General features: G+C 44.3%; 23 protein-coding genes and 1 pseudogene. 6 read left to right on the top strand and 18 right to left on the bottom strand.

The window, feature by feature from the left end; genetic code table 11:
• The 7 genes from KQX66_RS24970 to KQX66_RS24940 form a co-directional block, all read right to left on the bottom strand.
• A partial coding sequence (locus KQX66_RS24970; protein WP_216795511.1) for a serine hydrolase domain-containing protein occupies nucleotides 1-2,027 on the bottom strand: 2,027 nt, incomplete at its 3' end.
• A gap of 139 nt (nucleotides 2,028-2,166) precedes the next feature.
• A complete protein-coding gene (locus KQX66_RS24965) occupies nucleotides 2,167-3,435 on the bottom strand; it encodes an ATP-binding protein (RefSeq protein WP_216795510.1) in 1,269 nt (422 codons plus the stop codon).
• Between the two features lies 1 nt (nucleotide 3,436).
• Nucleotides 3,437-4,177 (bottom strand): LytR/AlgR family response regulator transcription factor, encoded by a 741-nt coding sequence (locus KQX66_RS24960; protein ID WP_216795509.1) that lies wholly within the window; start codon nucleotides 4,175-4,177, stop codon nucleotides 3,437-3,439.
• Nucleotides 4,178-4,605: 428 nt separating this feature from the next.
• The gene (locus KQX66_RS24955; RefSeq protein WP_216795508.1) at nucleotides 4,606-7,170 is read right to left on the bottom strand and encodes an ABC transporter permease; all 2,565 of its coding nucleotides are present in this window, start codon (nucleotides 7,168-7,170) and stop codon (nucleotides 4,606-4,608) included.
• A complete protein-coding gene (locus KQX66_RS24950; protein ID WP_025846761.1) occupies nucleotides 7,167-7,850 on the bottom strand; it encodes an ABC transporter ATP-binding protein in 684 nt (227 codons plus the stop codon). The genes KQX66_RS24955 and KQX66_RS24950 overlap by 4 nt, the downstream gene beginning before the upstream one ends.
• A gap of 96 nt (nucleotides 7,851-7,946) precedes the next feature.
• Nucleotides 7,947-8,948 carry a sensor histidine kinase gene (locus tag KQX66_RS24945; protein ID WP_216795517.1) on the bottom strand — a complete coding sequence of 334 codons (1,002 nt, stop codon included), beginning with the start codon at nucleotides 8,946-8,948 and terminating at the stop codon, nucleotides 7,947-7,949.
• 1 nt (nucleotide 8,949) lies between these two features.
• Complete coding sequence (locus KQX66_RS24940; RefSeq protein ID WP_088832241.1) at nucleotides 8,950-9,633, bottom strand: response regulator transcription factor; 684 nt, start codon at nucleotides 9,631-9,633, stop codon at nucleotides 8,950-8,952.
• 187 nt (nucleotides 9,634-9,820) lie between these two features.
• Here KQX66_RS24940 and KQX66_RS24935 point away from each other — a divergent pair, with 187 nt between their 5' ends.
• Nucleotides 9,821-10,405, top strand: coding sequence for a DUF4062 domain-containing protein (locus KQX66_RS24935; protein ID WP_216795507.1), 585 nt, complete (start codon nucleotides 9,821-9,823; stop codon nucleotides 10,403-10,405).
• Between the two features lie 135 nt (nucleotides 10,406-10,540).
• Here KQX66_RS24935 and KQX66_RS24930 read toward each other — a convergent pair whose 3' ends face one another.
• Nucleotides 10,541-11,134, bottom strand: coding sequence for a TetR/AcrR family transcriptional regulator (locus KQX66_RS24930; protein ID WP_308647270.1), 594 nt, complete (start codon nucleotides 11,132-11,134; stop codon nucleotides 10,541-10,543).
• Between the two features lie 238 nt (nucleotides 11,135-11,372).
• Between KQX66_RS24930 and KQX66_RS24925 the strand changes: the two genes are divergently transcribed.
• Entirely contained in the window at nucleotides 11,373-11,777 is a 405-nt protein-coding gene (locus tag KQX66_RS24925) for a VOC family protein (RefSeq protein WP_216795505.1), read from the top strand.
• 335 nt (nucleotides 11,778-12,112) lie between these two features.
• On the opposite strand, the gene KQX66_RS24920 is transcribed toward KQX66_RS24925, so the two are convergent.
• The gene (locus tag KQX66_RS24920) at nucleotides 12,113-12,556 is read right to left on the bottom strand and encodes a cell wall hydrolase (RefSeq protein WP_216795504.1); all 444 of its coding nucleotides are present in this window, start codon (nucleotides 12,554-12,556) and stop codon (nucleotides 12,113-12,115) included.
• Between the two features lie 292 nt (nucleotides 12,557-12,848).
• Between KQX66_RS24920 and KQX66_RS24915 the strand changes: the two are divergent.
• Nucleotides 12,849-13,001, top strand: a pseudogene (locus KQX66_RS24915) (MerR family DNA-binding transcriptional regulator); the annotation flags it as partial.
• A gap of 274 nt (nucleotides 13,002-13,275) precedes the next feature.
• Nucleotides 13,276-14,208 carry an aldo/keto reductase gene (locus KQX66_RS24910; protein WP_216795503.1) on the top strand — a complete coding sequence of 311 codons (933 nt, stop codon included), beginning with the start codon at nucleotides 13,276-13,278 and terminating at the stop codon, nucleotides 14,206-14,208.
• Between the two features lie 240 nt (nucleotides 14,209-14,448).
• Here KQX66_RS24910 and KQX66_RS24905 read toward each other — a convergent pair whose 3' ends face one another.
• The 3 genes from KQX66_RS24905 to KQX66_RS24895 all read right to left on the bottom strand — a co-directional run bounded on the left by KQX66_RS24905 (nucleotide 14,449) and on the right by KQX66_RS24895 (nucleotide 16,933).
• Nucleotides 14,449-15,003, bottom strand: a complete 555-nt coding sequence (locus KQX66_RS24905; RefSeq protein WP_216795502.1) for a dihydrofolate reductase family protein — start codon at nucleotides 15,001-15,003, stop codon at nucleotides 14,449-14,451.
• A 213-nt stretch (nucleotides 15,004-15,216) separates the two neighbouring features.
• Complete coding sequence (locus tag KQX66_RS24900; protein ID WP_216795501.1) at nucleotides 15,217-15,981, bottom strand: SDR family oxidoreductase; 765 nt, start codon at nucleotides 15,979-15,981, stop codon at nucleotides 15,217-15,219.
• Nucleotides 15,982-16,111: 130 nt separating this feature from the next.
• Nucleotides 16,112-16,933 carry a MerR family transcriptional regulator gene (locus KQX66_RS24895; RefSeq protein WP_216795500.1) on the bottom strand — a complete coding sequence of 274 codons (822 nt, stop codon included), beginning with the start codon at nucleotides 16,931-16,933 and terminating at the stop codon, nucleotides 16,112-16,114.
• Between the two features lie 358 nt (nucleotides 16,934-17,291).
• Between KQX66_RS24895 and KQX66_RS24890 the strand changes: the two genes are divergently transcribed.
• Nucleotides 17,292-18,362, top strand: a complete 1,071-nt coding sequence (locus KQX66_RS24890; protein ID WP_216795499.1) for an SDR family oxidoreductase — start codon at nucleotides 17,292-17,294, stop codon at nucleotides 18,360-18,362.
• A gap of 48 nt (nucleotides 18,363-18,410) precedes the next feature.
• On the opposite strand, the gene KQX66_RS24885 is transcribed toward KQX66_RS24890, so the two are convergent.
• The 3 genes from KQX66_RS24885 to KQX66_RS24875 all read right to left on the bottom strand — a co-directional run bounded on the left by KQX66_RS24885 (nucleotide 18,411) and on the right by KQX66_RS24875 (nucleotide 19,868).
• A complete protein-coding gene (locus KQX66_RS24885; RefSeq protein ID WP_216795498.1) occupies nucleotides 18,411-18,788 on the bottom strand; it encodes a winged helix-turn-helix transcriptional regulator in 378 nt (125 codons plus the stop codon).
• A gap of 238 nt (nucleotides 18,789-19,026) precedes the next feature.
• Nucleotides 19,027-19,374, bottom strand: a complete 348-nt coding sequence (locus KQX66_RS24880; protein ID WP_216795497.1) for a hypothetical protein — start codon at nucleotides 19,372-19,374, stop codon at nucleotides 19,027-19,029.
• Nucleotides 19,375-19,541: 167 nt separating this feature from the next.
• Nucleotides 19,542-19,868 (bottom strand): hypothetical protein, encoded by a 327-nt coding sequence (locus KQX66_RS24875; RefSeq protein WP_216795496.1) that lies wholly within the window; start codon nucleotides 19,866-19,868, stop codon nucleotides 19,542-19,544.
• Between the two features lie 1,053 nt (nucleotides 19,869-20,921).
• Here KQX66_RS24875 and KQX66_RS24870 point away from each other — a divergent pair.
• A complete protein-coding gene (locus KQX66_RS24870) occupies nucleotides 20,922-21,599 on the top strand; it encodes a hypothetical protein (protein WP_216795495.1) in 678 nt (225 codons plus the stop codon).
• Nucleotides 21,600-22,047: 448 nt separating this feature from the next.
• Here the strand turns inward: KQX66_RS24870 and KQX66_RS24865 are convergent, their stop codons facing one another.
• The 3 genes from KQX66_RS24865 to KQX66_RS24855 are packed head-to-tail and all read right to left on the bottom strand — an operon-like array spanning nucleotide 22,048 to nucleotide 26,399.
• Complete coding sequence (locus KQX66_RS24865) at nucleotides 22,048-23,730, bottom strand: response regulator (RefSeq protein ID WP_216795494.1); 1,683 nt, start codon at nucleotides 23,728-23,730, stop codon at nucleotides 22,048-22,050.
• 12 nt (nucleotides 23,731-23,742) lie between these two features.
• Nucleotides 23,743-25,476, bottom strand: a complete 1,734-nt coding sequence (locus tag KQX66_RS24860) for a sensor histidine kinase (RefSeq protein ID WP_216795493.1) — start codon at nucleotides 25,474-25,476, stop codon at nucleotides 23,743-23,745.
• Between the two features lie 38 nt (nucleotides 25,477-25,514).
• A complete protein-coding gene (locus KQX66_RS24855) occupies nucleotides 25,515-26,399 on the bottom strand; it encodes a carbohydrate ABC transporter permease (RefSeq protein ID WP_216795492.1) in 885 nt (294 codons plus the stop codon).
• Nucleotides 26,400-26,404 lie beyond the last annotated feature (5 nt).

Here is a 26,404-nt window from a genome sequence, read left to right as displayed (position 1 = left end):
ACATCACCCGCTTTTCCGCCAAAAACGATCATCCCACCTTCAGGCAGTACTACCGAATGATTGTTAGTTACCTTTGAAAGGTTTACAGACATTCCATTCTTGTCGTAAACGGCAAATCCCCCACTTACCGGAGTCTTAACGTTCATGACCCGATTGGCTGATTTTTCATCAATTTTATACCATCTAACCTGACCATTGGATGGTATGCTGAAGGTTGAATCCTTCCCTTCATTAATGGGTTGAATAGCATCTTCATTGATATAGGAGAATCCATCAATCTTTAAATACTCCGTCTGTCCTTCTTTATAAAAGTTGAGATCAAATACATCTCTTCCGGCCATAATCGGAATTTGGATAACATTTACCGCTTGATTCTCATTAACAATTTTAGTCCCATTTGCGTATCCATGATCCATATCAACGGATATTGTCTTTGATAACAATGGCATGGCCAGATAAAATGTAGAAGTTATCTTTTCATCCACCCTATAATAACTTTTTCCATTTCTATTTTCCCATACCTTTTTCGTTGTTTGTTGGAGTGGATTGGAATCCAACTTTTGATAGGCATAGAACACCATCATGGACTGACCTAATCCTAGGTTATTCGTATAGGCTTTAAGCTTCACATATGTTTTTCCATTTGTTTGTTTGTCAAAGCTTACTGTTGCACTGCCATCTTTGCTTTTGAATTGTCCATCTCCCGTATACACATAGGTTTGTGCGGGTATCAACCCTCCGTTTTGTGCAGGTAAATCAATCTCTCCGTTCTTAATCTCCAAATTTATGGTTGAATCCTTTGTACCATACAATCCAGCATAAGAAAGCATTTCAGACGGCATGTTCACCTTCAAGGCAGGTTTAAATGTTTTCTCGGGTAGAATTTCCTTAATATGCCCCTTGTCTTTTAAGTATTCTAATAAAACTTTAGTTGAAAATGTAGCATTGAATACTGAAGACCCTCCTGAAGAAAGCACAGCCATAGAAATATTATGTTCTGGTATTGTGATCAAGGAACCGTGATAATTCATGGTGTCTCCACCTTTGTATAATGCCGTTATTCCGTAATCATCAAACTCTGGCAAGCGAACCGTGTCCCAACCAAGACCATAGCTAACGGAGTTCGCTTTTTCAGAAACCCATATTCCTCTTTTATATTCAGGACTTTGCATGGCTTTGGCTGATTTTTTAGATAGAACATCCGTTCGATTACCCATTAATATTTCTGCAAACTTAGTTACGTCTTCTGCAGTTGAGTAGAGCCCGCCTGACCCAAGGGTGTTAGTATTCTCAATGGGTAAAGCCTGATCCATCGTAGGGAAGTAAGCTTTGGCTACCCTTTCTCTATCAAATTGATCAAGTGGTGTTTTAGTTGAGCTTAAATTCAGAGGCTTGCTCACATATTTCGCAAGGAATTTGGTATAGCTCATACCGCTCACTCGTTCAATCATGATTTCAAGCAAATCAAACCCATCGTTACAATACACGGAAAATTCACCTGGATTTGCTTTTAAATGTTCCGATTTTAACTTGTTCAATAATCCATCGTGGACTATTGTATCATTGTCATCAAATAAAGAACTATTCGGAAGGTGAGTACCGTAAAGCCCTGACGAATGATTCATTAACATACGAGGTGTAATTTTCTTATATCTTTCATCTGCCATTTTGAAGTCTTCGATATACGTTGTAAGTGGCTCATCAATATCAATTTCATAAGCATCAGCTAGCATCATCGTTGCAGCAGACACATGCATTTTACTTACCGAACCTATACCAAACATAGTGTCTTTGGTGATCGGAGCTTTGGAAGCTTTATCTTTTACACCGGCGTTATCTGATAAAACAATGGATCCCTTATCCATAATGGCATACTGCACACCACTTGCACCAGTGACGGAAAGGAGCTTCGAAGCTAGCACCTGTGCCCTTTCTTTTACAGTACCCGGTTCCGTTCCAGCAAAAGCAGAGGTGACCGGTATGGTAATAAGCATAGCGGTCATTACTACAGAAACCATTTTCTTCATTATTCATTCCTCCTCGTAATTTCTTTCTAGATTGTATGTACCCCAATTCATCATACATGGAAGAAGGCTGCTGTATTTAAATAAGCCCTGAAACGAAAAAAACAATCCCTGAACAACATATTGTCCAAGGATTGTTCGTTTAAAATGGTAGGAGGACCATATTATTAAATACTTTATTTTCCGTTTCAATGGTCATATGACCACCGTACTTGTCGCAGATTCTAGCTATATTGGTTAATCCAATACCATGAAATTCCGGGTTTGGTTTGTGGCTGTATAAGTGGGCAACTTCATTCTCCATATGATTCAAGATGTGAATGAGAAGGGTAGACTCGGTAGAATGTATTTTGATAAGAATGTACCTATCTTCTGCGATTTTCAACTTTTTAGAAGCTTCTATTGCGTTATCTAGCATGTTTCCAATGACAACACATAAGTCATAACGGTCAATATGGACTTCTTGTGAACATAAGTTAAGCTTCGTATCTATTCTTATGCCATTGGCTTGTCCAATATTTAGCGTATTTGTGACAAGAGCATCTATAACCAGATTCCCCGTATTCACCCGGTGATAGGCTCCCTCGACTTTATTTAATGTAGTCTTAATATGTTCCATGGCTGCTGCAAGCTCATTTCGCTTAATACACTCTTCAATATACAAAAACTGTTGATTCGTATCGTGAATGATTCTTTTAATGGATTTGAAGCTGTGAACGACTTTTTCATAATTCGCATCCTGATAGTCCATCTGATGTTGCAACTGAGTATTCTCATGCATGAATTGAAATTTATCAACGATATTATCAAAAATATAGACAATCATCACGTTTAAAAAAATAAATCCAATAACGGAAATCAAAGAATAAACATCCTTATGAGTTAGAATACTCAGCTGGTATATACTTACGATAGGAACAACCAAGAATAATACGTAGTAACGATTATCCAAAGATGAACTTCTGCGTTTTGCAACTAGTCGTATGATCTGAATGATCGCAAACATGATCACACAACTGAGTAAAATAGCTTTCGTGTTGTCTATTTGATCTTGTTCATTTACAGGATCAAAGTTAATGTCAACTGAATCTAGGGTATAAAAAAGATAACGGGATATAAAAATAGCAAAAGTCATTAAAACAGCGTAAAGTATTGAAAAAGTGAACTTGGTTTTAAATTCTACTTTATAAGATTGCGCAAAACTAAATATCATAAGCAAGGGTAGAATCAAAGATGAAAGAGGAGAGACGGGAATAACTAGAAATAGGTAACCGAGCAACATCATGATAATGAAGTAAATGAATCGGTATTTTTTGGTTGATTTACCAAAAACCGAGTTGAAGAAAAAATTAAGTTGAACGCCCATCACAAGTACAATGATAGTGACAACAAGTAAATTATTTTGAATCATATTATTCGATCTTCCTAATCATATATTTGGTATAAACATCTTTAACCTCTTCAATTTTAGAACGGCCTATGGGTAATTCCATCCCATTGGACATTAGAACAATTCCGCTAGCAAACTTCCTCACATGAAGTAAGTTAATAATGATGGAACGATGGATTTGCAAGAAGTTACAGTCTTTTAAGGCCATAGCATAATCTGAAATGGTGCCTTTGCTATCATAGGTTTGATTCGTGGTCGTAAAATGCAGTTTGCTTTTTATGGTTAAACTTTTAGCAGCTTCAATACTAATGAGGTCATCATATTTGATAACGACTTCTTCATAGGCTGACTTGATGACCATAAACTTTTTATCAAGTGCTTGAAAGTATTGATATAGCTTGATGATTTTCTCCTCCAAGATTGAGGGGGCAATGGGTTTTATCAAATACTGGAATGTCATGACGTCAAAACTTTCCACCATATATTGAGGGTAGCTTGTCAGAAAAATAATTTGTTCATCCAGATTATTTAAACCTCTTATTGTTCGGGCTGTTTGAATCCCGTTCATTCCACCCATTTCAATGTCCAAGATCAATATATGGAATGGATTTTCACGGCGCTCATAATAAGATACCAACTGCTCTCCCGAGCCGAATAATTCGATCTCAAAATCTATATTTGACTTTATCGACAAAGCAATCAGGATAGCTTTAACAAGCTCTCTTTGTCTCTCCTCATCATCGCAAATAGCCACTCTATACAAAAAAGATTTCCCCTCATTTCCATTACTTTTATTCTAGAACTCTATGTAAGCATGATACAACCTTTTGACTTCATATAGATAACTTTTGGATGAAATGCATATTTGAATCCCTCAAATCACTTCTCACGTGACGAAGGCCTGGAGAATTTTATGTCCCAAACCTAGTGAACGACTATTTCGATCTCGGTTGTGATATTTTGTTCTATGCCATCAGAGAAATTCGCTCTAAGCCCTATGGTATATTTTCCTTTCCCTAGAGTCAAAGAAGTTTTATTCGCTGCAGTCACTGCATTCGCTACTTTGGCGGACTCCGGAAGAGCGTTAACTTCAGCAGCAGAAACTCCCCCGGACGTCAATGAAAAAATCCCCACCAACAAATCGGCGGGGCTAAAGAAAACTTTCCTAAGCTATGTGGTCGGCTGTCCAGTCTATAGATTCTCCTGTTTCAAAGCATCAATAATGTTTGCCTTTTTTACTTTTATGCTGGCGTAATACATGGACAAGCTCACGATAACAAACACGGCCGCAATCACATACAGAATACTGGTCCATGGCACCATGAAACCGTACGAAAAACTGTAGCTGAAGGCTCGGTAGATCAACACCATAATCACTGCGCTGATCGGAAGCCCATAAGTTAGGGCCTTGATTCCATAAAATATGCTTTCATAGTTTATCATTTTATTAAAGCTTTTCGGCGTCATCCCCACCGATCTCAGCATCGCAAATTCCCTTTTGCGAAGGGCAATGCTCGTCGAAATCGTGTTGAGAATATTCGCCATCGAAAGCGCCGTAATTAAGGCCACAAAACCGTAAACAAATACGGACAATAACAGGATTATTTGTTCAGAGTGCTGTCTTACTTGAAATATGTTCGAGACTTCCAGCTCTTGATTCATTTCTTCGATGTCTTGCTGTGTTTTCAAAGGATCTCTACTATTCAGGTAAAGTGAGGAAAACTGTTTATTCTTACTTTTTTTCATTAACTGGTCGAAGACCGGCTCGGATACAACAAGATGAACTTCAAAGCTGCTTGGAACAAGTCCCATCGGGAATTGTTCCGTTACCGCGGCAAGCTCCACTTTGCTGACCGATTCCTTATTAGAATCGGTGGAGACGAGATCAAGCATTTCCCCTACTCGGCCCTGGATAGCTTTCGTTTCGATAATTTTGTTCTTTTCATCTTTATATTTCATGACATCAATCAATATGCCGGTTGGGTGAGCGGGATTCGTTAGCTTGGCGTACTCGGTGCCGACCTTTTGGGCATAGGCTTTCAGCTTGTCTTCACTTAAAGCATTTACTCGTATATCGTATTTATACCGACCTTGATCAGGAGCCCGAGGGGGTTTCGCCCCTTCGGGAACGGACTTCTCTGCAACCCAAGTGAAGACGCCAAACCACTGTTTTATCAGGCTGTATTCCGTAACGCCCTCCAACGACACAATCGATTTCACCAAATGCTCATCGAGCGTCGTCACTTCACCGTTCTTGTATACCCCGATATCATAGTTATAGCCTTTTTGGGAGACACCAAGCGATTTCTGCAGGTTGGAAGTGAAGAAGGACACGGATAGAAACAGCACGATACTAATGACAAGTGAAAAGACCGTAGCGTGATACCTGCGTTTGTTTCTTTTTAAATTTTTCAATCCGAACTCCGCTTCAATGCCGAATAACCGTTGGACCAGCTTCGAGGTTTTCACCGTTTTCCCCGTCAGCTTAATATCCATGGTTTGCCGAATCGCGTCGATGGCAGAAATTTTAGATGCTTTTTGGGCTGGAAGATACGTTGAAATGAATATCGTGACGATCGAGATCAGACACGTCATTGCGAGCGATGAAGGCGTGACGACCAACGTTAATTTTTCGGTAACACCGATCGCATCTTCGAGCATCGAGTTAATGAAGCGAAAGGTAATGCCGATTCCAATCATGCCGCAGATGACGCCTAAGGGAATGCCAATGACGCCAATCACCGCTCCCTCAAAAAATACCGAATTTCTCTTCTGCCTTCTCGTTGCTCCAACACTCGACAGCATCCCCAGATAACGTGACCGTTCCGAGACGGAAATCGCAAAAGCATTGTAGATTAAGGAAACGGAGCCAATGACAATAACAAGCACCACAATGACGAATAGCGAGTTATAGGTTTTGCCTAATCCGCCGCCCATGACGCCATAATAACGCAATAGAGACTCATTCGTTTTAAACGAGCTGATGTTGTTTTTCGTGGACAAGTCATTAGCATGAGCAAATACATTGCCGTCGACTTTCTTGAGGACCACACTCGCATCCACGGTTTTGTTGGTGTCCGCCATGTTCTCGTCGACATAGGTAAGGGCGGTATACCCCGGCGCCCACGCCTGCTCCCACGAAGGACGTTTAATAAAGCCTACAACGGTATACGTTTCGGTTGTTGTATGAATTAAGGTTTCCGAGCTTTTCCCGTTGATGAATCTTAATGGTTCATTTTGATTGAGGTCCGTATTAGCAGGATCGGCAGGATTCGAACGCTGCCCGACATCAAGGGTTAACCGATCGCCAATCCGGTAGGTGACTTTGGCGTTCGGGGCGATAGCTTCCGAAAGGACGATCTCATTGGCTTGTTGAGGCAGACGCCCTTCACTCAATGCAATAGGGAAGTTGTTAAAGCCTTGGGTATTAAACGCTTTAATGAACAAATATGGCTTGCTGCTATTTTGACTTCCTTGTAACAGGGCATAGCCGCGTTCCTTGGAAGTGATTAATTGTTGGGTTGCCGCATCCTGTTTGATCGCTTCGAGCTGATCTTTGTTGACGTTTTTGTACTGGACATGCCATTCTCCATAGTCTTGAATCGTTTGCTTTTGCATTAACACCAAGAAAGAGGAGCCAAGCGTTATAACCGCCGTCACCATGGCCACGGAAATCACAACTCCGATCACGGTCACCAGCGTTTGCTTCTTATTTTTCATTAGATGTCGAAGTGTTAGCTTATGGATAATGTTCATGGCCGAATGACCTCGTCTTTGGCAATCTTTCCATCTTCAATGGAAATAATTCTGTCGGCTTGCAAAGCAATTCGTTCATCATGGGTGATCATGATCAGCGTCTGATGCAAGCTCTTGTTGAACATTTTCAATAAGTCAACGATTTCGCTGCCGTTTTTACTGTCCAGATTACCGGTCGGCTCGTCTGCCAGGATGATAGCCGGCTGATTCATCAACGCTCTTCCGATCGAGACCCGCTGCTGTTGGCCGCCAGAAAGCTGGTTCGGCAGATGATTCAAGCGATTTTGTAAATTCAGCGTCTTCACAATATCCTCAAACTGTTTCCGATCCACCTTATGCTGATCGAGCAAAAGCGGGAGCTGGATATTTTCTTCAACCGTTAAAATCGGAATAAGATTATAGAACTGGTAAATCAACCCGATTTGTCTCCGTCTAAAAATCGCCAGCTGCGTTTCGTCCAGGCTGTACATGTCCGTGCGGTCCACAAATACTTTTCCGCTTGTCGGTCTATCTACACCGCCTAGCATATGTAAAAGCGTCGACTTCCCCGATCCGGACGGACCGATGATGGCGACGAACTCCCCTTTGTCCACCGAGAAGGAGACGTCATCAAGCGCTTTTACCGCCGTATCGCCTTTTCCATACACTTTAGACAGATGTTCGATCCTCAGAATTTCCATGCTGAACCCTCCATGCGTTTGTCGATGGATTTAGTATATCTGCCCGAAGTGACTTTACAGTGACTAGAAAGTGACAGTCTAGTCACTTAGCCCTGGTTAGACGACTTGCTTGTAGAAGCGAATCCGAAATTGGGTTCCCTTATGGAGTTCACTCTGGACCTCTATATCTCCATTCTGTTTCGTTATAATGCTGTGAGCCAGCGAGAGACCGATGCCGCTACTGCCCTCGCCGGCCCCCTTTCCTTTATAAAAACGTTTAAAAATATGAGGAATCTCTTCCTTGGAGATGCCTTTGCCATTATCTTCAATCCTGATCTCCGTAAATAGCGGGTTCTCGGAAAAGGAAATCGCGATGGTTCCGCCTGCTTGCGTATGCTCCACGCCGTTTTTTAAAATATTGATTACCGCTTCGGTTGTCCAATTCAGATCGCCTACAAAAGAGACGCTGTCATCGCCCGTTACCGAAACCGTCTGTTCTTTGATGTCGATCGGAATGAGCACGGGCTGTAACGCTTGTTCAATAAGCTTGGTCACCCTGACATGATCTTTCTTGAACTGCACGGTGCCTGCATCGATCTTCGAAAGCTTCAATAACGAAGAAACAAGCCAATCCAGCCGTTCGAGCTGAATACGAATATTGCGCGTAAATTCCGTTCTTTTCGCTTCAGGCAGCTTGGCGTCGTCCAATAAGTCGGCCATGACCATCATAGAGGTTAGAGGCGCTTTGAGCTGATGGGATATATCCGAAATCGCGTCGGTAAGATGGATTTTGTCTTTGTGCAAAAGGGAGCTTTGCTCCGACAGCATGACGGTTACTTTATAAATCGTATTTTTCAGAATGCTGAATTCCCCTTCCCGATTATCCCGGACGTCAAGGGAATAGTCGCCGCCGCTAATTTGCCGCAAATAGCCGGACAATTTCTCAATCTCTTGATATCTCAATCTCGTAAACAGGTGGCTGCAGCCAATGAGTAAAATGGACGTCATTAGAACGAGGACCACGGCAGCGGTCGAAAAAAAAGCCGCGACGGCAAGCATAACCAGACTCATCGTGCACATCAACAAGAGTACGAGGCGGATCTCGCGATTACGCAGCATGCTACTCACCGACCTTATATCCTAAACCGCGTACGGTTTTAATGAACGTTGGATCTTTCGGATCATCCTCTAGTTTTTCCCTCAGCCTTTTGATGTAAACGGTTAGCGTATTATCATTGACGAAATCCCCGGCCACATCCCAAATTTGCTCCAAAAGCTGGTTTCTGGAGAGGATCTGCCCGATATGGTTCGCGAAAATCAGCAACAAGCGGTACTCCAAAGCCGTCACCGGAATTTCATCGCCATGTTTATACACCTTGCCTTCAAGCGTATTGATCCGGATAGCATCTACTTCGATGATGGCTTTGGCCTGCGGCTGCTTCTGGTATCTTCGCAAAACCGATTTTATCCGCGAGAGCAGCTCGCGAATTCGAAAAGGCTTCGTAATATAATCGTCCGCTCCCATATCAAGCCCCATCACGACATTGACTTCATCGTCAACGGCGGTCAGGAAAATAACGGGAATATCGCTTTGCTCCTTCACCATTTTACACAGTTCATACCCGCTTCCATCCGGCAGCGATAAATCGAACAGACATAAAGCGAACTGATCCAACTGCTCGGCTATTACCTTTTTCGCAGATGCGACGTCATGGCACAGAACCGTAGAAAACTGGTCTTGCTGTAGAGAATACTCAAGGCCGGACGCGATAGTTTTATCATCTTCCACAAGCAAAATGTTCATTGGATCATCATCCTAATTTGAATTTTTAAGAAAAAGGACTATTAACTCATGATTGTATCATACAAAAAAGGGGATGATCAGCAAAGAAGCGGCCCGGCTGCAATATCCGAAGCATTGAAATCTCGGCAAATCATATGAACGGAGCCAACGGTATGATTTATATTAATTTCATTCCATAAGGTGGCCTATGAAAAAAAAATTACAAATCTACATATCGTCTACTTTTGCCGATCTGGTTGCAGAACGTCAAATCGCTGTAGAAGCTATTCTTAAAGCTGGTCACATTCCTGCTGGAATTGGAATCGACCCATTCTTTTTGGAACGCCCAATGGACACAATTAAGAGATGGATCGATGAATCCGATGTATTTATCACCATTCTCGGAGGACTCTATGGAAACATGCTTCCCGACGAATCGAAGAGTTATCCGCATTGGGAATATGATTATGCCGGAGAACTAGGTAAGCCAAGATTCGCTCTTGTTTTAACCGATGAAGCATTAAGACGACAGCCATACGACTTTGTCGGCGTGTCAAGCTATCAGAAGTTCCAAGAGTTTAAGCAATCCGTAATGGAAGATGTGGCCATATTTCATATTGCAGAAGAATGGCACATTAGGTGGGTACTTCATGAAAAATTGAAGGAGTATAGAGGAAGAGACGATTTGGGTGGCTGGATTTCCGGCAAGGACATACCCGATGTACAAAAGTTGTTGGATGAGAATGCCAGATTAAAGGCTGAGTTAGAGCAATATAAAAGAACAGATAACTGATGTGAGCCTACCTACAAAAAGAGTTAAAAAGAGGGTGTCCCAAAAGCCATGAATGAAAATGGCTGAGGGACACCTTTTTTACTTGTCCCTTACCTATAGATAACGGTCCGGCCAAGCAGTGGTAGGCGTCTCGCACTAAAGTGAAGCGAGTACGCGTTTGATGATCGCCTTTACGAACTGGTCGTCGATCGGTTCGCGCGAGAACCAGCGGCGGTAGAAGAGTGGCCCCAGCAGGGCTGCGACGATCGTTGACACGTCGGCGTCTACCGACAGCTCGCCCCTGCCTACCGCGCGCTGCAGGACCTCTCTCAGGGGCGCGGCGTGTCCGCGCTGAATCCGACTGTGGATTTCCGCGAACTCCGGATTGCGCTCGGCGGTGTCGACGATTGACGGCAGAACGAAGGACCAATTCGCCGTCGGTAACAGGTGCGCGATTTCCACCAGGATAGCCGTGACGTCACCTTCGAGTGAGCCGGTGTCGGGCGTTTCCTGCTCGGCAATCATCCGTGAACAGGCGTCCATCACCAGTGCTTCCCGCGTCGGCCAGTGGCGGTAGATGGTCGTCTTCGCGACCCCGGAACGACGCGCCACCTCATCGACGGTGAAGCTAGCCACACCGCCTTCGCTGAGCAGTTCAAATGCCGTGGTCAGGACGGTATGTCGTGAACGCTCGACGCGACTATTCACCTTGTCCGACGGCACACGTTCAGATTTATTAGACGTAGTCACCAATCTTCCCTCCAACATAAAAGTACTTAAACTGGGGTTCGTTGCCTAAAATAAATGCTCCTTCACATTATACCACGGGGGCATCCTTGGCGCCGGGTCCACGACTGCGCCTGGTGAGGCAACGAATCAATTTCGAGCACCATTTTTGTTAGTCATACGTTCACTTGTATTTTTCAGGCCGATATGATACGATACGGTATCGTAGCGTTTAATTCCATTATTGAAAGGATGATGTCTCGTGAATTTCGCTTCTGTACGCATCATTACCGACGACTTGGATCGACTCGTCGAGTTCTATGAGAAAGTCACAGGTGTTTCGGCAAAGCGCCCCGCGCCTGTCTTCGCTGAGTTCGTTCTGCCATCGTGTACCCTGGCGATCGGCCACTCCCAGACAGTGCAACTGTTCGGCGCTGGTACCGCGCGCGCGGCCGACAACCACACCGTCATCATCGAGTTTCGCGTCCACGACGTCGATGCCGAGTACACACGCTTGAAGCCGCTTGTCGACGAGTGGGTACAGGAACCGACCACGATGCCATGGGGAAACCGCTCTGCACTGCTTCGCGACCCCGACGGCAACCTCGTCAACCTCTTCGCACCGGTTACCGAGGAAGCGCTCGAGCGGTTCAGCGGCAGGAATTGACGGACAGCAGTCCTTGCCGTTACTTATGATACGGTTCGCCGCGCTGTCTGTAACGGCAAGGATTGACCAAAAGGCCATCCCGCAAAGGATGGCCTTTTCTTAGAGAATGATTTGGTTCAATCGTGCTTGATATCTTCTCTATTTACGACAAATCATCAGCTTGTTTCCGTCTGGATCTTTCTCGACGAAAAAAATGACCGTGACAACAACTTTATTCCGCTAAACCCAAAGAAGCCGCGATATACGCGGCACTTGATGAAATAAAGTTCTTGTCAACCGACACATGGCTGTGACAAGTCAGGTAACGAAATCCTGAGCTCTTTTCGTTTATCATATTAAAACGTACTATATACAGTTTCACATTCTTTCGCGGTCGGTTCATAAAAACAGTGTTTCTTCCATCGTCCTGCGAGCGGCTGATTATACCAGGTTGGCGGACATGGTCCGGGATTTTCGAACGTTCCTGGACGGAAATACCATAGGGAGAATTTGGCTGGCCAATTCCGCACCCCATTCACAGCCTGTCTCGCCAGACGACGTTCCCTCTCTCTTGCGTTTTGATAGTACAAACCATGTAGCAACGCTTCGAACGCATGCGGCTGGTTAATCATTTGGGGAATGGTCCGGATTCCTTTAAAATCGGAGCAATTCGCTCTTACTCGGTTAATGCCAACATTTCCAACAAGGAGCATGCCCCTTTCGCCTTCGGTCTCAGCTTCAGCCCGAAGCAACCTTGCCAACATATCAATATCCTGTTTCCTTGCTTTTACGACTGCCATTGGCTCACCTCTTTAGTTTTCTAGACTCATCATATTGTAGGTGAAGCGGATGTGTTACTCCGGTTCCACCACACTCTTCTGCCCATCCCCGAGACCCTTAACCAGCATCTTGAGCTGCAAAGCATATGCTTTCAATGTATTAGCATTCTGCATCGGAATAAAGAATTCTCTTACCTCGCCCTATTATCATGCAAAAGTTTAAAATTTTCCATTTTCTACTTGAAACTATCGTAACGTAATGATTTACGCTATGGATACAGGTAAAAACCTCGCGCGAAAAAAGAGGATGATCATGAAAAGGGAGTGGAAAGTTGGAGAAATTGAAAAATTAGCAAGATTAACGGTTCGAACATTGCGATACTACGACCAGATCGGTTTGTTCTCTCCATCCGGTCATACTGACTCCGGACACAGGATCTATACAGAATCCGATATTGCACAGCTGCGTCATTGAAAGCCTTTACCGGCGGGATGCACGCCGTTGCGGCAGCCAGCGGCGCTATCATGCTCGTTACCATCATCCTTATCGTTACGCGGCTTCGGCACGTACGACCAATCGGAGAGACGCAGTCTAACCAAGCCGGTAGTATTCCAGATGTTGCACCGGCACTTCCAAAGAATTAAGGTAGTTACATTACCTAGTCATGCTTAAGTAAGCTAGCGCCAACAAAACGTGGATAACGTACACTAAGCTTAAAAATGAGAGGAAGTTGAAGAGAATGACGAAACAAACACGAATTGGTAAAACAGATTTAGTTATCAATCCAATCGGACTTGGAGCAAGCACTGTAGGTGGGCACAATATTTTTCCTAATATAAATGAAGAAGTAGGAAAAGATTTGGTGCGGGCTGCGATCAACCATGGAGTGAATTTTTTAGATACAGCGTTTTTTTATGGAACAGGACGTTCAGAGGAGCTAATAGGTGAAGTGATAAAAGAAGCAGGAAAGCGTCATGATCTCATCCTTGCAACAAAAGGCGGCCTTACACTTGTCGGCAATGATGTTGCCATGGATAATTCGCCTGCTTTTTTAAAACAAACCGTTGAAGATAGTTTGAAAAGACTACAAACAGATTACATAGATTTATTTTATATTCATGTTCCAGATCAGGATACACCAAAAGATGAGGCGGTTGGAGTCTTAAAACAGCTAAAGGACGAAGGTAAAATTAGAGCAATTGGCGTTTCCAACTTCTCACTTGAACAATTGAAAGAAGCAAATACGGATGGTTATGTCGATGTATTACAGGGAAACTACAATTTGCTGCAGCGTGAAGCGGAACAAGAATTCTTTCCATATACGACTGAGAATAATATCTCGTTTATTCCATACTTTCCACTAGCATCAGGCTTGCTGGCCGGTAAATACAATAAGGATATGACATTCAATGATCTACGCAAAGATATGCCTCACTTCCAGGCCGATCAATTTAAAAAAAATCTAGAAAAGGTAGAGCATCTCCGTAAAATTGCAAATGAAAAAATTGCCGAAGTTGCTCATGTAGTCCTTGCTTGGTATTTAACACATGATTCCATAGATGTTGTCATTCCCGGAGCAAAAAGAGCAGAGCAAGCGCTGGATAATTTAAAAACATTAGACGTCCACCTGACAGAAGAAGAAATCAACGAAATTGATCGTATTTTTAAATAGGTTCTCTGTGGCGCACATATTCATGCCGATCCCGAAACTTCTTGGGTCACCGTATCAATTTGGCTTGGACACCCAAGCTCTGTTTTGGAATTGGGTCCGTTGCAACGTACCCCGTCAGGCCTCGAATTTCCATGAACCCAGTAGATGAAAAAGCGGCGGTCGAAGACCAGAAAATAAAGTCTTAGACTTGCCGCTGTTAATATGAAACTAACGATTTTATCATTGGAATGTGCATTATTATTAGTTCCCATCAAAATGATAAATTAGTTGTACAACGCCTGAGGAGAACGTTCTTGTATTGACCATTTTTAAATTCAACCTCTGTTTTATATCCACAAACAGCGGTTTCCCTTCTCCCAAAACAACAGGGTGAACAGATAATCTAAATTCATCAACAAGTCCTAAATTGATAAAAGTTGTAATAAGACTTGCTCCACCATATAGCCAGATGTCTTTGCCAGGCTTATTCTTTAATTTGTTTACTTCTTCAAGAATACTATCATTTATGAATATTGCTTTATTGTCAGTCCCCTTTTGCGTCCTGGAAAACACATATTTCTCTTTACTATGAACCAATTCCCAAAATTCTTTTTCAAAATCCGTAGGTTCGATTTCCGGAGTAAATTGTCCCCATAAATCATAGCTTTTTCTTCCATAGAAAATGGCATCAATTTGATTTAAAAAATGATTAAACCCCAGCTCAGAGTCCATAATGCACCAATCAACTTCACCATTTTTCCCTTCAATAAAACCATCTAAAGTAACCGCTAAATCTAAAATAATTCTTCGTTTCATGATTTATTACTCCTTTCGTTAATCTACCACCCATTATAGACCTCAAATACGTCACCTTATGTCATATTAATAAAATTGGCTGCGACATCCCGTTCAACGATGTGTGGTATTATTCAACCATCAGGAACTTTACCATAAAGTAACGGCAAGTTTTACGATGATTAAACATAAAAACAGCCCCTCCATCTTGCCTAGAAGGGCTGTTGATTGAACTTATAAGTGTGATCCACCCGTAGCATCGACCATCTGTCCGGTAATCCAACGGCCGTCCGATGACGAGAGGAAAGCCACGATGTCCGCAATATCCGAAGCTTCGCCAATCCTGCCAAGGGCAGACATTTCGGCTGCATGCTGTTGGCCTTCCGGCGTATGCAGCCATTCCGCATTCACGTCCGTATCGACGATGCCAGGGAGTACGGCATTAACTGTAATGCCGCGGGGCCCTAATAGTTTCGCAAGATGCAGGGTAAACGTATTTATGGCACCTTTCGTCAAGTTGTACGCCATGATATGGGGATACGCAATTCGTGTAACGCCTGAAGAGATGTTGATAACTCGTCCTCCGTCACGCAGAAACTGTGAAGTTTGCTGGACGAGAAAAAACGGTGCTTTTACATTCACTGCAAATATCGCGTCGAATTCTTCCTCCGTAGTTTCCTCTAATGTTTTGGAAGTTCCTATACCGGCATTATTAACGAGAATATCGATTTGGTTCTGACCAGTTAGGCGAAGGAGCTCTTCCTTCATAGTTTGAACCAAATCCGTTACCCCGGCAACGGTTTCGAGATTTGCTCCTATAGCCAAAGCTTGTCCTCCATGCGCTTCAATGGTGCGGACAACTTCTTCTGCAGCAACACGACGATTGCCATAGTGAACGATAACCAGCGCGCCCTCTTGCGCCAGTCTCAGCGCAATTCCTTTTCCGATACCGCGACTTCCGCCTGTGACTAGTGCAATTTTTCCTTCCAATCGTTTCATAGATCTCACTCCCTTATGATGTGTAATGCTACTGTATACCTTCCCGTAAAGGGGAGAGTCAAGAGGGATTACAAAACTATTTTCAGAGAAAAAATGAACTCCGGAAGGAGGCATGGAGATACCAATGATCTTAACCAAGCTCAAGGGGAACGAGCAATTTGGCCAAGCGCATTTTTCCGTAAATATCTTTGTCCGAAGTTAAATAGGTTTCACGGATCGGATCTTTATAGGAACGGACATAGCCTTGAGACGAGATCCATGATGCTAACTGATCAGCAGCAAGGCAAGAGTCATCGTAAGGACTACAGAGGTGTACAAGGGATGCGGCCGCTTTTAACTCGGGCAGAAAGCGGACATTCACTCTTTCGCTGCTTGGAATAGCCTTTGTCAGCGGTACTGCAACCTCTAGATCGGCTTGATCCGTGTACGTGCCGCCATGATCATACCATAAAATCGTCAGATCTCGTCCTTCGTCCTCCCCATACGAATTGACGTACTTTGTAAGTTCGTCAAGCAGTAGACATAGGTGCGTACGCGGAACGATATCACGAATCGAAGCCGTAAGTTGTGGCTGTACGTTACGAACGGTTATCGGTGTTTCATGTTGGCGTTTATCCGCTTCTTCGACGCGGGCAATCCTGTTATCGATTTCTTTCAACTGCTGCTGCGCTTCCAGGATGGAACGCTCAAGTTCTTTCTTCTTATCGGCTAATTTTAGCTTTACTTCAGGTAATGGATGCTCTTCGAGAAAGGTTTTTATTTGATCCAGCGTGAAACCATGTTCCTTAAAGGCGGTAATGCGCTTAACGGTCAGAAGCTGCTCCTGGGTGTAGTACCGATAGCCATTATTAGGATCTATAACGGCGGGCTCAAGCAGCCTCACGCTATCGTAAAATCTTAACGCCTTGACAGAAATACCGCTCAACTTTGAAAAAGCACTGATCTTAAGCATTTCACAACTGACTCCTTTATCAGAGGCACTTTATCCAATGACTATACAATAACAAAAATCATAAAGAAATATCAGCGGGAAAAACTTGCCGTTACTGATAGCGCGATGATCCATATCATAAATACCATTAATCTGCTCGTTAACTTAATTTACCTTTGAAAAGCTAGCGCCGCCGAGTATACCCATCCACCATGATGATTAAGAAAGCAAAGAGGGGGTTGACTGACTTCTTTTCGTCTGAATATATCTCGATTACTTTAAAGTGCTTATGTCACTTTAAAGTGCGTACTTCCTATGTATGGTTAGTTGATGCAAAATAATGTTGTACAAAGAATAGTACAGAAGGAGCTGACACACTATGAATATTGAATCTACAACAACACGCAAAGTCGCCTTGGTCGTGGGTGCAAATGGTGTTATAGGTCGCAACCTCATCGATCACCTCATCACTCTCCCTGATTGGGACGTAATCGGCGTATCGCGTCGCGGTGGAGAATCTAGCAACCGTGTTCGATATGTGGCTGCGGACCTACTCAATATAGACGAGCTTCACGAGAAGTTAAGCGATTTAACTGAGGTAACACACATTTTTTATGCTGCTTACCAAGACCGTCCAACTTGGGCTGAACTTGTTCCACCGAATCTCGCCATGTTAGTGAATATCATAGAAGTGATCGAACCAATCGCGTCGGGCTTGAAACATGTCAGTCTGATGCAGGGATACAAGGTATACGGCGCACATCTCGGCCCGTTCAAAACTCCTGCTCGTGAGACAGACGCCAACCACATGCCTCCTGAGTTCAATATTGATCAGCAAGATTTCTTAGAACAACGGCAAAAAGGTAAGGCTTGGACTTGGTCGGCACTCCGTCCTTCTGTAGTCTGCGGCTTCTCGCTTGGAAATCCGATGAACCTCGCAATGGTCATAGCGATTTACGCTTCAATTTCGAAGGAACTTGGAATCCCTTTGCGGTTTCCAGGTAAGCCGGGAGCTTACAACAGTCTATTGGAGATGACAGACGCTGGGCTTCTCGCAAAGGCAACAGTATGGGCAGCGACCGACGAGCGCTGTGCGAATCAGGCATTCAACATTACGAACGGCGATCTGTTTCGTTGGAATGAGTTATGGCCGAAGATCGCTCAATACTTTGGCCTGGAAACAGCGCCTCCGTTGCAGATGTCTCTGGACGTTGTCATGGCGGACAAGGAGCTGCTTTGGAACAAAATGGTTGAGAAGCATGGGCTTGCTCGGAATTCCTATAAAGATGTATCCTCTTGGCAATTCGGCGATTTCGTGTTTGCATGGGATTACGATTTTTTTGCCGACGGAACTAAGGCTCGTCGTTTAGGCTTTCACGAATTCGTCGATACCGAAGCAATGTTTATGGACATCTTCAACGACTTCCGCAAGCGTAAAGTCATTCCATAAACTACCGTATAAAATAAGAAAGCCGACCTTGTATATTGGGTCGGTTTCTTAACTGTTATTTACGTCTGTAAGCATTGGATTAAGAACGGTAGCCTTTCCCTCGTACTTTCTCTCTATATGCGAATCCCCCCAACGGCACATCAGATGTAGGAGTTCCTTTAGACTCCAGCCGTAGTCTGTCAACTCATACTCAACTCTCGGTGGTACCTGATTGTAAGAGATACGTAAGATGACGCCCTCTTCTTCAAGCTCCCGAAGGTGCTGCGTTAACATCTTTTGAGTAATTGCGGGAATCAAGCTCTTAAATTCATTATTACGTTTCTTACCAAATGTCAGATGAAAGAGAATAACAGGTTTCCATTTCCCACCAATCACCTCTAAAGTTGCCTCTACTGCAGTGTTGTAAATTTTTTCAGTCTTTTGCACACAACTTGCCCCTTTTCGAATATTTCGACACAGGTCATTGGTAACTCCAGATGAATCGAAGCAATTAAATGGCCCCTATTAAACATTATAACCAAAACCAAAATAGACGCTATCCTGCCCGTTAATGATGCCGCCCGATTGATCCTGCCGCGGCCTCATGCTATTGTGTTGAGCTATCGTTTCCGTTAGTTTAATTTGATCCATGCATAAGATTAGTCACACTTGGTCGAAAACCCCATTAATACTCACCATTGTATTCTACATAGCTTGCTTTTTTGAAGCGGACTACATGATACGGCATATATCTATTCTTTGCATGCGGGATTAAATCTTCGATGTAATTAATTGCGGCGTCTACCATTTCCTCAGTAATAAAAATATCTTCATCTAAAAATCCGCTCAACAACGCTCCTTCGCCCTTAATTTTCAAAGAAATATACCCATAACCTGGATCTACAATAACAAGATTAATTATTTCGTCTTCGTTTTGTTCTTTTGCTTTATCATAAAACCTTACTACAAAATCATCGTTATCTTTATTAAATATCTCAACATCAGATGTGAAATTATTAAATATGAACTTCATAGGCTGACTCCCTTATCCAATTCATGTATGGGTTCTAATTATACCGAATTTACACCAGTTTGACGTTAAATAGTGAGAATAGTTTCGAGATAATCTGCCCGTTACTTCAATGACAAAGCTTACCGCTGCGACAGTTTGCTCAACTTCACTATCATTACCTGTTAGCTTCACTGTAACTTCCATCGTGCCAAACTTTCGCAAAGAGCCTTATAAGCACGCACCGCGATATTAGCATCATCTGCAAGGATGGTGATTGAATCCTCGAGATACGAGACAATTATTCGAAAATAGAATTCTCCATCCCCTTCAATCCAGTAATAAATTTGATAAATCTTTTGTTCTTTACTGTCGCGTTCTAGTACCACTTTAGCATCTATAAATTCATTAACTATAGCCTCAGGAAGAAAAGGTAAATAAGTACGCGAACCCAGAGGCTTCCTGTACCCGTAGATGATTAGTTTATTTTCCAAGTCTCCAACAATTCTATTCGCCATCTTTAAGCTCCCATCTCTATTTGATACTACTGATATTTTCATTTCCACTTTTTTGCTCGAGGACTGGTAGGCGCTGTTTCAGGTGTACGAGGAAGCCTGCGCGCTGCGGAGCAACGAGTTGATATAGCCAAGTCACCACTCCTAAATTGTTTATAATAATTTCGCCATTTATTGGAACCACCCTGCCCGTTAGCTTATTCCCAAGCCAGTCTATAACAAGCTCACACCCTCGGGTGTCTATTTTTAACGCCGGAGTGGTCAACTTTTAGATTGACAAATACAATCCGAATGCAAAGTCGACCAATGATCTGGATAGACTTATGGTACGTTCAGCTTTACTGTCATAATGGCCAAAAAAAGCTAAAAGGAGCTTACCGCAGCAGCTCCTTTTAGCAAACAAACCAGAATATCCTCAATCCAACGGGTCATCCAGCATAGCGCTGATGACCTTCAGTACCCTCTTTGCTCGCTTACACTTCTGCCTCAAGCGTAGACTCGCTTCCCTTTCTACCATTGATAGATCGAGCATGCGTAATTTTATCCCGGAATATATCCCTTTAGGGCTTATATTCAATAAACAAGCTCTATCGTCTCTTGGAAGATTCGACTTACTGGTCTATGGTTTGTTTAGAGTCAAAAGAAAGGACTGAACACCATTAGAGTACTGTGCATATACCCCGACGACACAGCGGCAGATATTTACGTCACCGACATTGGAGAATTTCTTCGCCTGTCCAAACTGGTAAACGGAATCACCATGGAAGGAATTACTCTGTAGTCCATACCGAATTGATTGTAGAAAAAGATACCTACTACATATCCATGTCGTTAAAACATAAGCATGCGCCATAAACTCGCTCGGAGTCGAGTAGCCTGCCTTAATGTAAGTGCAAGCGAGTTGATAACCCATATTAAATAATAGAGTGGCCTAGATCGATTTTTGATAAATAAATCTTAATAAAGAAAAAATCTCCAAATAATGTAATATACTAGTGGAATATGACATGCTGCGCAGCGATCATATCTACTAAAAATTTTGGAGGGAGACATACTTTGAAAAAGTTCGTTCTTGCTGTTGTTGCATTGTCAATGTTTGGCTCAGTGGTTAGTTCTTCTGTTTTGGCTGCATCCCCACCAGTAACGACTTCGGTTTACAAGAATGGTGATAGTGTTGTCCAAAACAATCAAGTAAGTAATGAACTTATCCAAAAAGCTTCCCCATTTGTAGTTTTGGATGAAAACTCAAAGCGGTATTATCTAAAGGATGAAGCCAAGAAAGAACTGACAGAGGGGGAATTCCCAAAAGCGCAGGATCTTATTGCCTTATCAAACAAACGAATCTCTGAAACTCTCAAAGAAGGATATCAGTTGCAAGTGACCTCGCAAAAGACTTTGAAGCCTCTTGCTAATGAAAGCAAAGGAATCGTGATGTCTGTTGACACAAACAAATATTTTGACTGGGAACTGCTTTGGTGGGGCTATCGTCTATATTCTTCTCATCAGTTTCTAGATGACATTAAGAATCATCCACTGTATATCGCTGGAAGTGCGGGTATCTTCAATGGCTTTATTCTTCAAAAACTACTTAATCTTCCGGGATGGGCAGCAAATATTGTAGTTGGCATTGGGCTTGTAAAGTTGGGTCAAATTATTTATGCAGACAATGGTAGGGGAACATATGTGGATATTTCATATTGGAACCCCAACATGCCTAACATTTATGGCGCTTAAGCAAAAACTTAGGTAATATATATCCACCTGTTTGAGTAAAACTAAACAGGTGGATATTAAGAAAAGAGGTTGCATCATGCTATTTACAATTCAAAGTGTACTAGGTTTAATAATATTATTTATTATTGATCATGTTGGACTAGGTAATATGTTTAATACAATATTAGTAGCAGGCTTTATTATAATGTCTATTATTTTTATGATTAAAGACTACGCCAAATTTCGTAATAAAATTGGTGCACTTATAAATGCCTATTTCTGGTACCTATTGATAATTACTATTGTGATTTTGCAACTAACATTGGGAGATAAGATTAAACTACCATGAAAGAATTTGCATCAGGCAACTGATGCCCTCAAATAGGTAAAAAACGAATTTATTTAAGATTATATTAAGTTCAAAAGTATCAAGATTATTCTATAGCCATCAAAGTATAGTTTCACTAATTCAGGTCGTTATATTAGGCGTCGGGCTTCGCGCCGTGCGAAAATCTTGCGGCGTCGTCTCGTTCTGCTTCTTGAAGAAGCGAATAAACGCAAGCGCCGAGTTATAGCCCAGCGCGGCCGCGATTTCGTTGACCTTCATCGAGGTGTTCAGAAGCATGTCTTTGGCGATCACGTTCTTGTAATCGTTCACATATTTCGATAGCCCGATCCCGGTCATTTGCTTATACAGCCTGGACAAATACGACGGGTTCAAGCCCACGTAATCCGCCAGCGCGGTGAGCGAAATATCGGTAGCGATGTGCTCCTCGATATAGCGGTGCACCTTATTCACCACCTCCGTCGGCAGCTGCAAGCCCCGCTGTGCGTTCCATTCGAAGACGCAATCGGCGATTTTCCAATAGTATTCGACCAGCTCCGGCCAGGAAGCCGAATCGTCATAACGGAACAAAATATCAAGGTCCACCTGTAAATTGACGTGATCGCGAATGTCCCGGTATTTGTACAGATAGAACAAAAACACGGACGAGAGGGAATGGTACAGCTCGCTCTTCCGCTCACAGGGCGTGTCCGGGTCGTTCCATATGGCGGTCAGCTCGACGAACAGCTTGTTGAACTGCTCGCGGTGATTGTTCTCCAGACAGGTCATGAGCAGTTGTACCCGGGCATGGAAGAACCCGTCATGATAGCTTTCCGCTTTATCGGTAGGGTCCGTCTTCTGCATGTCCTTATCGGTCATAATGACCTCATGCAACAATCCGTGTCCTTGCATCAAGCCGTATTTGATCGAATGAAACCGGTCCGACAGGCTGTTCCACGGGATCGCCTCGCTGCCGAGCAGGAACGACACCGACAGCCGCAGCAGCTTCTTGCACGTTTCCTGCACGCTGTCCAGAATCCCGCTCGTATACCGGTGGGCTCTCATCCAATCCAGACCGCCGACATGGCCGGATAGCTCGTCGGAAGCTTTCGGCTGGATGATCCAGACGATCTTGGACAGCTCGAAGACGACGGAAAAGCTTCGTACCTGTGCCGATAAATACTCATCGCAAATATTTTGCAGCGCATAGGTCAGCAGCGCTTTATCCGGCATGGTGAACATCTCTTTCCAGGCATCTACCCTTCCCATGAGCAAATACACCGGCATGGTCGCATCGAGCGGAATATCGATCTCTTTGAACGCCTGCCTGAGCTCCTCCTCCGTGACCTGCTTCCCTTGCAGGAGTCCCCACATGAACTCCTTTTGCAGCGAGGGCAGGGCCTGTCTCATCTTGGATTGCGCTCTCGCGACCACCTGCACTTGATCCTGTTCCTCTTCGATTTTCTCGATGGCCCGTTCGACGGATTGAATAATCTTTTCGTCGCTTTCGACCTTCAGAATATAATCGAACCCGCCGTAGGTAATGGCGCTTCGGGCATAGTGGAAATCGTTATAGCCGGTCAGAAAAATCACCTTGCAGGCGGGCCACTGCGACTTGATTTCCCGCAGCAGCTCGATCCCTTCGATGCCGGGCATCTTAATGTCGGACACGACGATATCGATCCGGTGATCGGACAGCACCTCCAGCGCTTCTTCGCCCGAATAAGCGCTCATCACCTCAAGCGGCAGATGGCTGGTTTGCTCGAATAGCTCAAGAAGGCCGTCGACGATAATGGGAAGATCATCCACGATCAGCAGTCGGTACATGCCGTTCCCCCTTTAGCTTACGCTCAGTTTGATGATGACTTGCAGTCCGCCCAGCTCCGAACGGGACACGGTAATGCCATATGCTTCCCCGTAGCGCAGCTGAATTCTGCGATGGACGTTCATAAGGCCGGTCGTCTCCTCGATCCGGTTCGAGGAATAGCGCAGCTTCTTCTGAAGCATGTCGATCTCCTCGTCCGTGATGCTTTGGCCGTTATCTTCGACATAGAGGAGAAAGTCGCCGTCTCTCCGCTCGCTATGTACCCACAATTCGCCGGGCTGCAGCATATTGCCCAACGCATGCTTATACGCATTCTCGATAATCGGCTGCAGAATGAGCCGCGGCACGTCGATCGCAGGGACATCTCCCTCGAACAAAACCTGAATCCGTTCCCCGTAGCAGATTCGTTGCATCTCGACATACGTACGGGAATGCTCTACCTCCAGCTCCAGCGGGATTTCATCCTCGTCGTTACGGGTAATGAACTGGAAGTATTGTCCGATATATAAGCAAAATTGATATGCTTTCTCCTTCTGACTCTCCGATTTAATCAACCGGCACAGCACAAAGAAGCAGTTATATAAAAAGTGAGGGTTAATCTGCGATTGCAGCCGCTTCAGCTCCGAACGCTGATTCCGGATTTGCTGCTCGTAGTTTTCCTCGATCAACGTTTTCAAGGACCGCACCGTGTCATTGAACGCCCGGTACAAATACCCGAATTCATCTGCCCCGCGGTCGATGAGGATCGGCTCCAGCCTGTTCTGCTGAACGCGGCGGAAGGAATGCACCAGCTTCATCAATGGCCGGTAAATAAACCGTAATAGAAAATAAGTAAAAAACATCACGATACAAACGGCCAGCGCGCACGCCCACCAGAACAACGTCCGATACATTTGCAGCGAGCCCAGAACCATCTCTTCCGGGATGCAGGTCATGGAATACGAATTCCAGAGATTGGAATATTTATACACCACAAGATACCTTTTATGGTCATGAACGATCGTTTCATGGCCTTCATCGGATTGCAATTCCCGCTTCTCCAAGGCAAAAGCCTTCATTCGCTGAAGCAAAGCCGTGTCCATCCCCGTCTCCATGCTCCACCCCAGCTCCAAATTCAGCAGAACGCTCTGCCCGCCCCGCGTCCGGCCGATTTGCGCGAGCGTTTCCTTGATCTTGGCCGCCGACAGCTCGACTCCCAGAATATATAACGGACTTCGGGCCGAATTCCCGGGATACGGCATCGTAATAAACAGCCGGTTGTTCCAGTAAATGAACGGCGCTTCGTACAGCTTCGCATTTTGCTGCATCGCCATATATTCCTCCGGGTCCAACCGGGTTTCATAATCGTTGCTGAGAATGCTGCGCTTGAGGAGCGGGACGTAGGCCTTCGCTTCTTCGATAAAAGGGCTTGAATTTTTCATCAGCTCAAGCCGCCGCTGAATATCCAATATTTTGCGTGTCCGCTCGTACGGACTCATGTCATTGCCGGTTGCCGCAAGCTCCATCAAGTCCGTATCCATCACATAGTTCGGCAAATAACGGCTGATGCGATCCGCTTCCTTGTCCAGCGAGTCCATATAGAACCGCGTCGTATTCAGTACCGACTCCGTAATTTCGCTGCGGATATTGTCCGAGCCCTTCTCGTTGATCGTCCAAGTAATCGCCATCAGCGGCAGCAAAGCCGCCAGAAAAGCGGCCATAACCTTTTTGAAAATCGAGGAATCACGCAAAAAGAATAAGCCGTTCATCGTATGTTCTCCTCTAATGCCTGCAGACCGCTTCGCTATTATCCTTTTACACTCCCCATGACGATTCCTTTAATGAACAGCTTCTGCAAGAACGGATACACCACCAGGATAGGAAAGGCCGCTACGAAAATTTGCGCCGCTCTGCTCGTTCGGTCGGATAGCTTAAGCATCAATTCGGCATTCTCCGCTTTAATGAAGCGGAAATCCATCTTGATAATGACCGTCTGTAAAAACGTTTGCAGCGGATAATTTTCAGTATGATTCATATACAGCATTCCGTCAAACCAGCTGTTCCAATGACCGACCATTGTGAACAGTCCCGTGGTGGCCAAGGCAGGCAAGGAGAGCGGCACGTAGATTTTCCATAAGGTCGTAAAATGGCCTGCGCCGTCGATCCGCGACGATTCCTCCAGCTCCTTCGGCAAATTGCGATAGAAATTGAGCAGCAGGATGACATTGAACACCGGGACGGCTGTCGGCAAGACCAACGCCCAGATGCTGTCGATCAGGTTCAACGATTTTATCGTGAGAAAGGTGGGGATCAGACCGCCGCTGAACAGAATCGTAAAGACGAAGAACCAGGCGTAAAACGTTCGCAGCCGGAATTGCCGAGGCTCCTTGGACAACGGATAGGCCGTGAGAATCGTCAAAAACATGCTGAGGGTCGTTCCCAGCACAACGCGCTGGACCGATACCCAGAACGCCCGCAAATATTCGGGCTTGCCGAACACGTTATTGTAGGCGGCCGTTGTGAACTCGACCGGCCACAGCGTAACCTGACCGGCCGCGGCGGCCGTGCCGGAGCTGAACGAAATCGCCAAAATATGAATAATTGGCATCAGGCACAGGAACGACAGAAGCGCCAGAAAGATGTAGTTGCACGCAATAAATAGTTTGCGGCCCAAGGATGTCTTTATCGCCACGGTAG

This window comes from Paenibacillus oleatilyticus, from assembly GCF_018998565.1.
In the GTDB taxonomy this organism is placed as follows: Bacteria; Bacillota; Bacilli; order Paenibacillales; family NBRC-103111; genus Paenibacillus_G; species Paenibacillus_G oleatilyticus.
This window is presented reverse-complemented; position numbering and strand designations above follow the sequence as displayed.

Excerpts from the sequence above, each read along its gene's own strand:
- KQX66_RS24965 (WP_216795510.1), bottom strand. The coding sequence starts at position 3,435 with ATGATTCAAAATAATTTACTTGTTGTCACTATCATTGTACTTGTGATG.
- KQX66_RS24955 (WP_216795508.1), bottom strand. The coding sequence starts at position 7,170 with ATGAACATTATCCATAAGCTAACACTTCGACATCTAATGAAAAATAAG.
- KQX66_RS24950 (WP_025846761.1), bottom strand. The coding sequence starts at position 7,850 with ATGGAAATTCTGAGGATCGAACATCTGTCTAAAGTGTATGGAAAAGGC.
- KQX66_RS24945 (WP_216795517.1), bottom strand. The coding sequence starts at position 8,948 with ATGCTGCGTAATCGCGAGATCCGCCTCGTACTCTTGTTGATGTGCACG.
- KQX66_RS24940 (WP_088832241.1), bottom strand. The coding sequence starts at position 9,633 with ATGAACATTTTGCTTGTGGAAGATGATAAAACTATCGCGTCCGGCCTT.
- KQX66_RS24935 (WP_216795507.1), top strand. The coding sequence starts at position 9,821 with ATGAAAAAAAAATTACAAATCTACATATCGTCTACTTTTGCCGATCTG.
- KQX66_RS24920 (WP_216795504.1), bottom strand. The coding sequence starts at position 12,556 with ATGGCAGTCGTAAAAGCAAGGAAACAGGATATTGATATGTTGGCAAGG.
- KQX66_RS24910 (WP_216795503.1), top strand. The coding sequence starts at position 13,276 with ATGACGAAACAAACACGAATTGGTAAAACAGATTTAGTTATCAATCCA.
- KQX66_RS24905 (WP_216795502.1), bottom strand. The coding sequence starts at position 15,003 with ATGAAACGAAGAATTATTTTAGATTTAGCGGTTACTTTAGATGGTTTT.
- KQX66_RS24900 (WP_216795501.1), bottom strand. The coding sequence starts at position 15,981 with ATGAAACGATTGGAAGGAAAAATTGCACTAGTCACAGGCGGAAGTCGC.
- KQX66_RS24895 (WP_216795500.1), bottom strand. The coding sequence starts at position 16,933 with ATGCTTAAGATCAGTGCTTTTTCAAAGTTGAGCGGTATTTCTGTCAAG.
- KQX66_RS24890 (WP_216795499.1), top strand. The coding sequence starts at position 17,292 with ATGAATATTGAATCTACAACAACACGCAAAGTCGCCTTGGTCGTGGGT.
- KQX66_RS24880 (WP_216795497.1), bottom strand. The coding sequence starts at position 19,374 with ATGAAGTTCATATTTAATAATTTCACATCTGATGTTGAGATATTTAAT.
- KQX66_RS24875 (WP_216795496.1), bottom strand. The coding sequence starts at position 19,868 with ATGGCGAATAGAATTGTTGGAGACTTGGAAAATAAACTAATCATCTAC.
- KQX66_RS24865 (WP_216795494.1), bottom strand. The coding sequence starts at position 23,730 with ATGTACCGACTGCTGATCGTGGATGATCTTCCCATTATCGTCGACGGC.
- KQX66_RS24860 (WP_216795493.1), bottom strand. The coding sequence starts at position 25,476 with ATGAACGGCTTATTCTTTTTGCGTGATTCCTCGATTTTCAAAAAGGTT.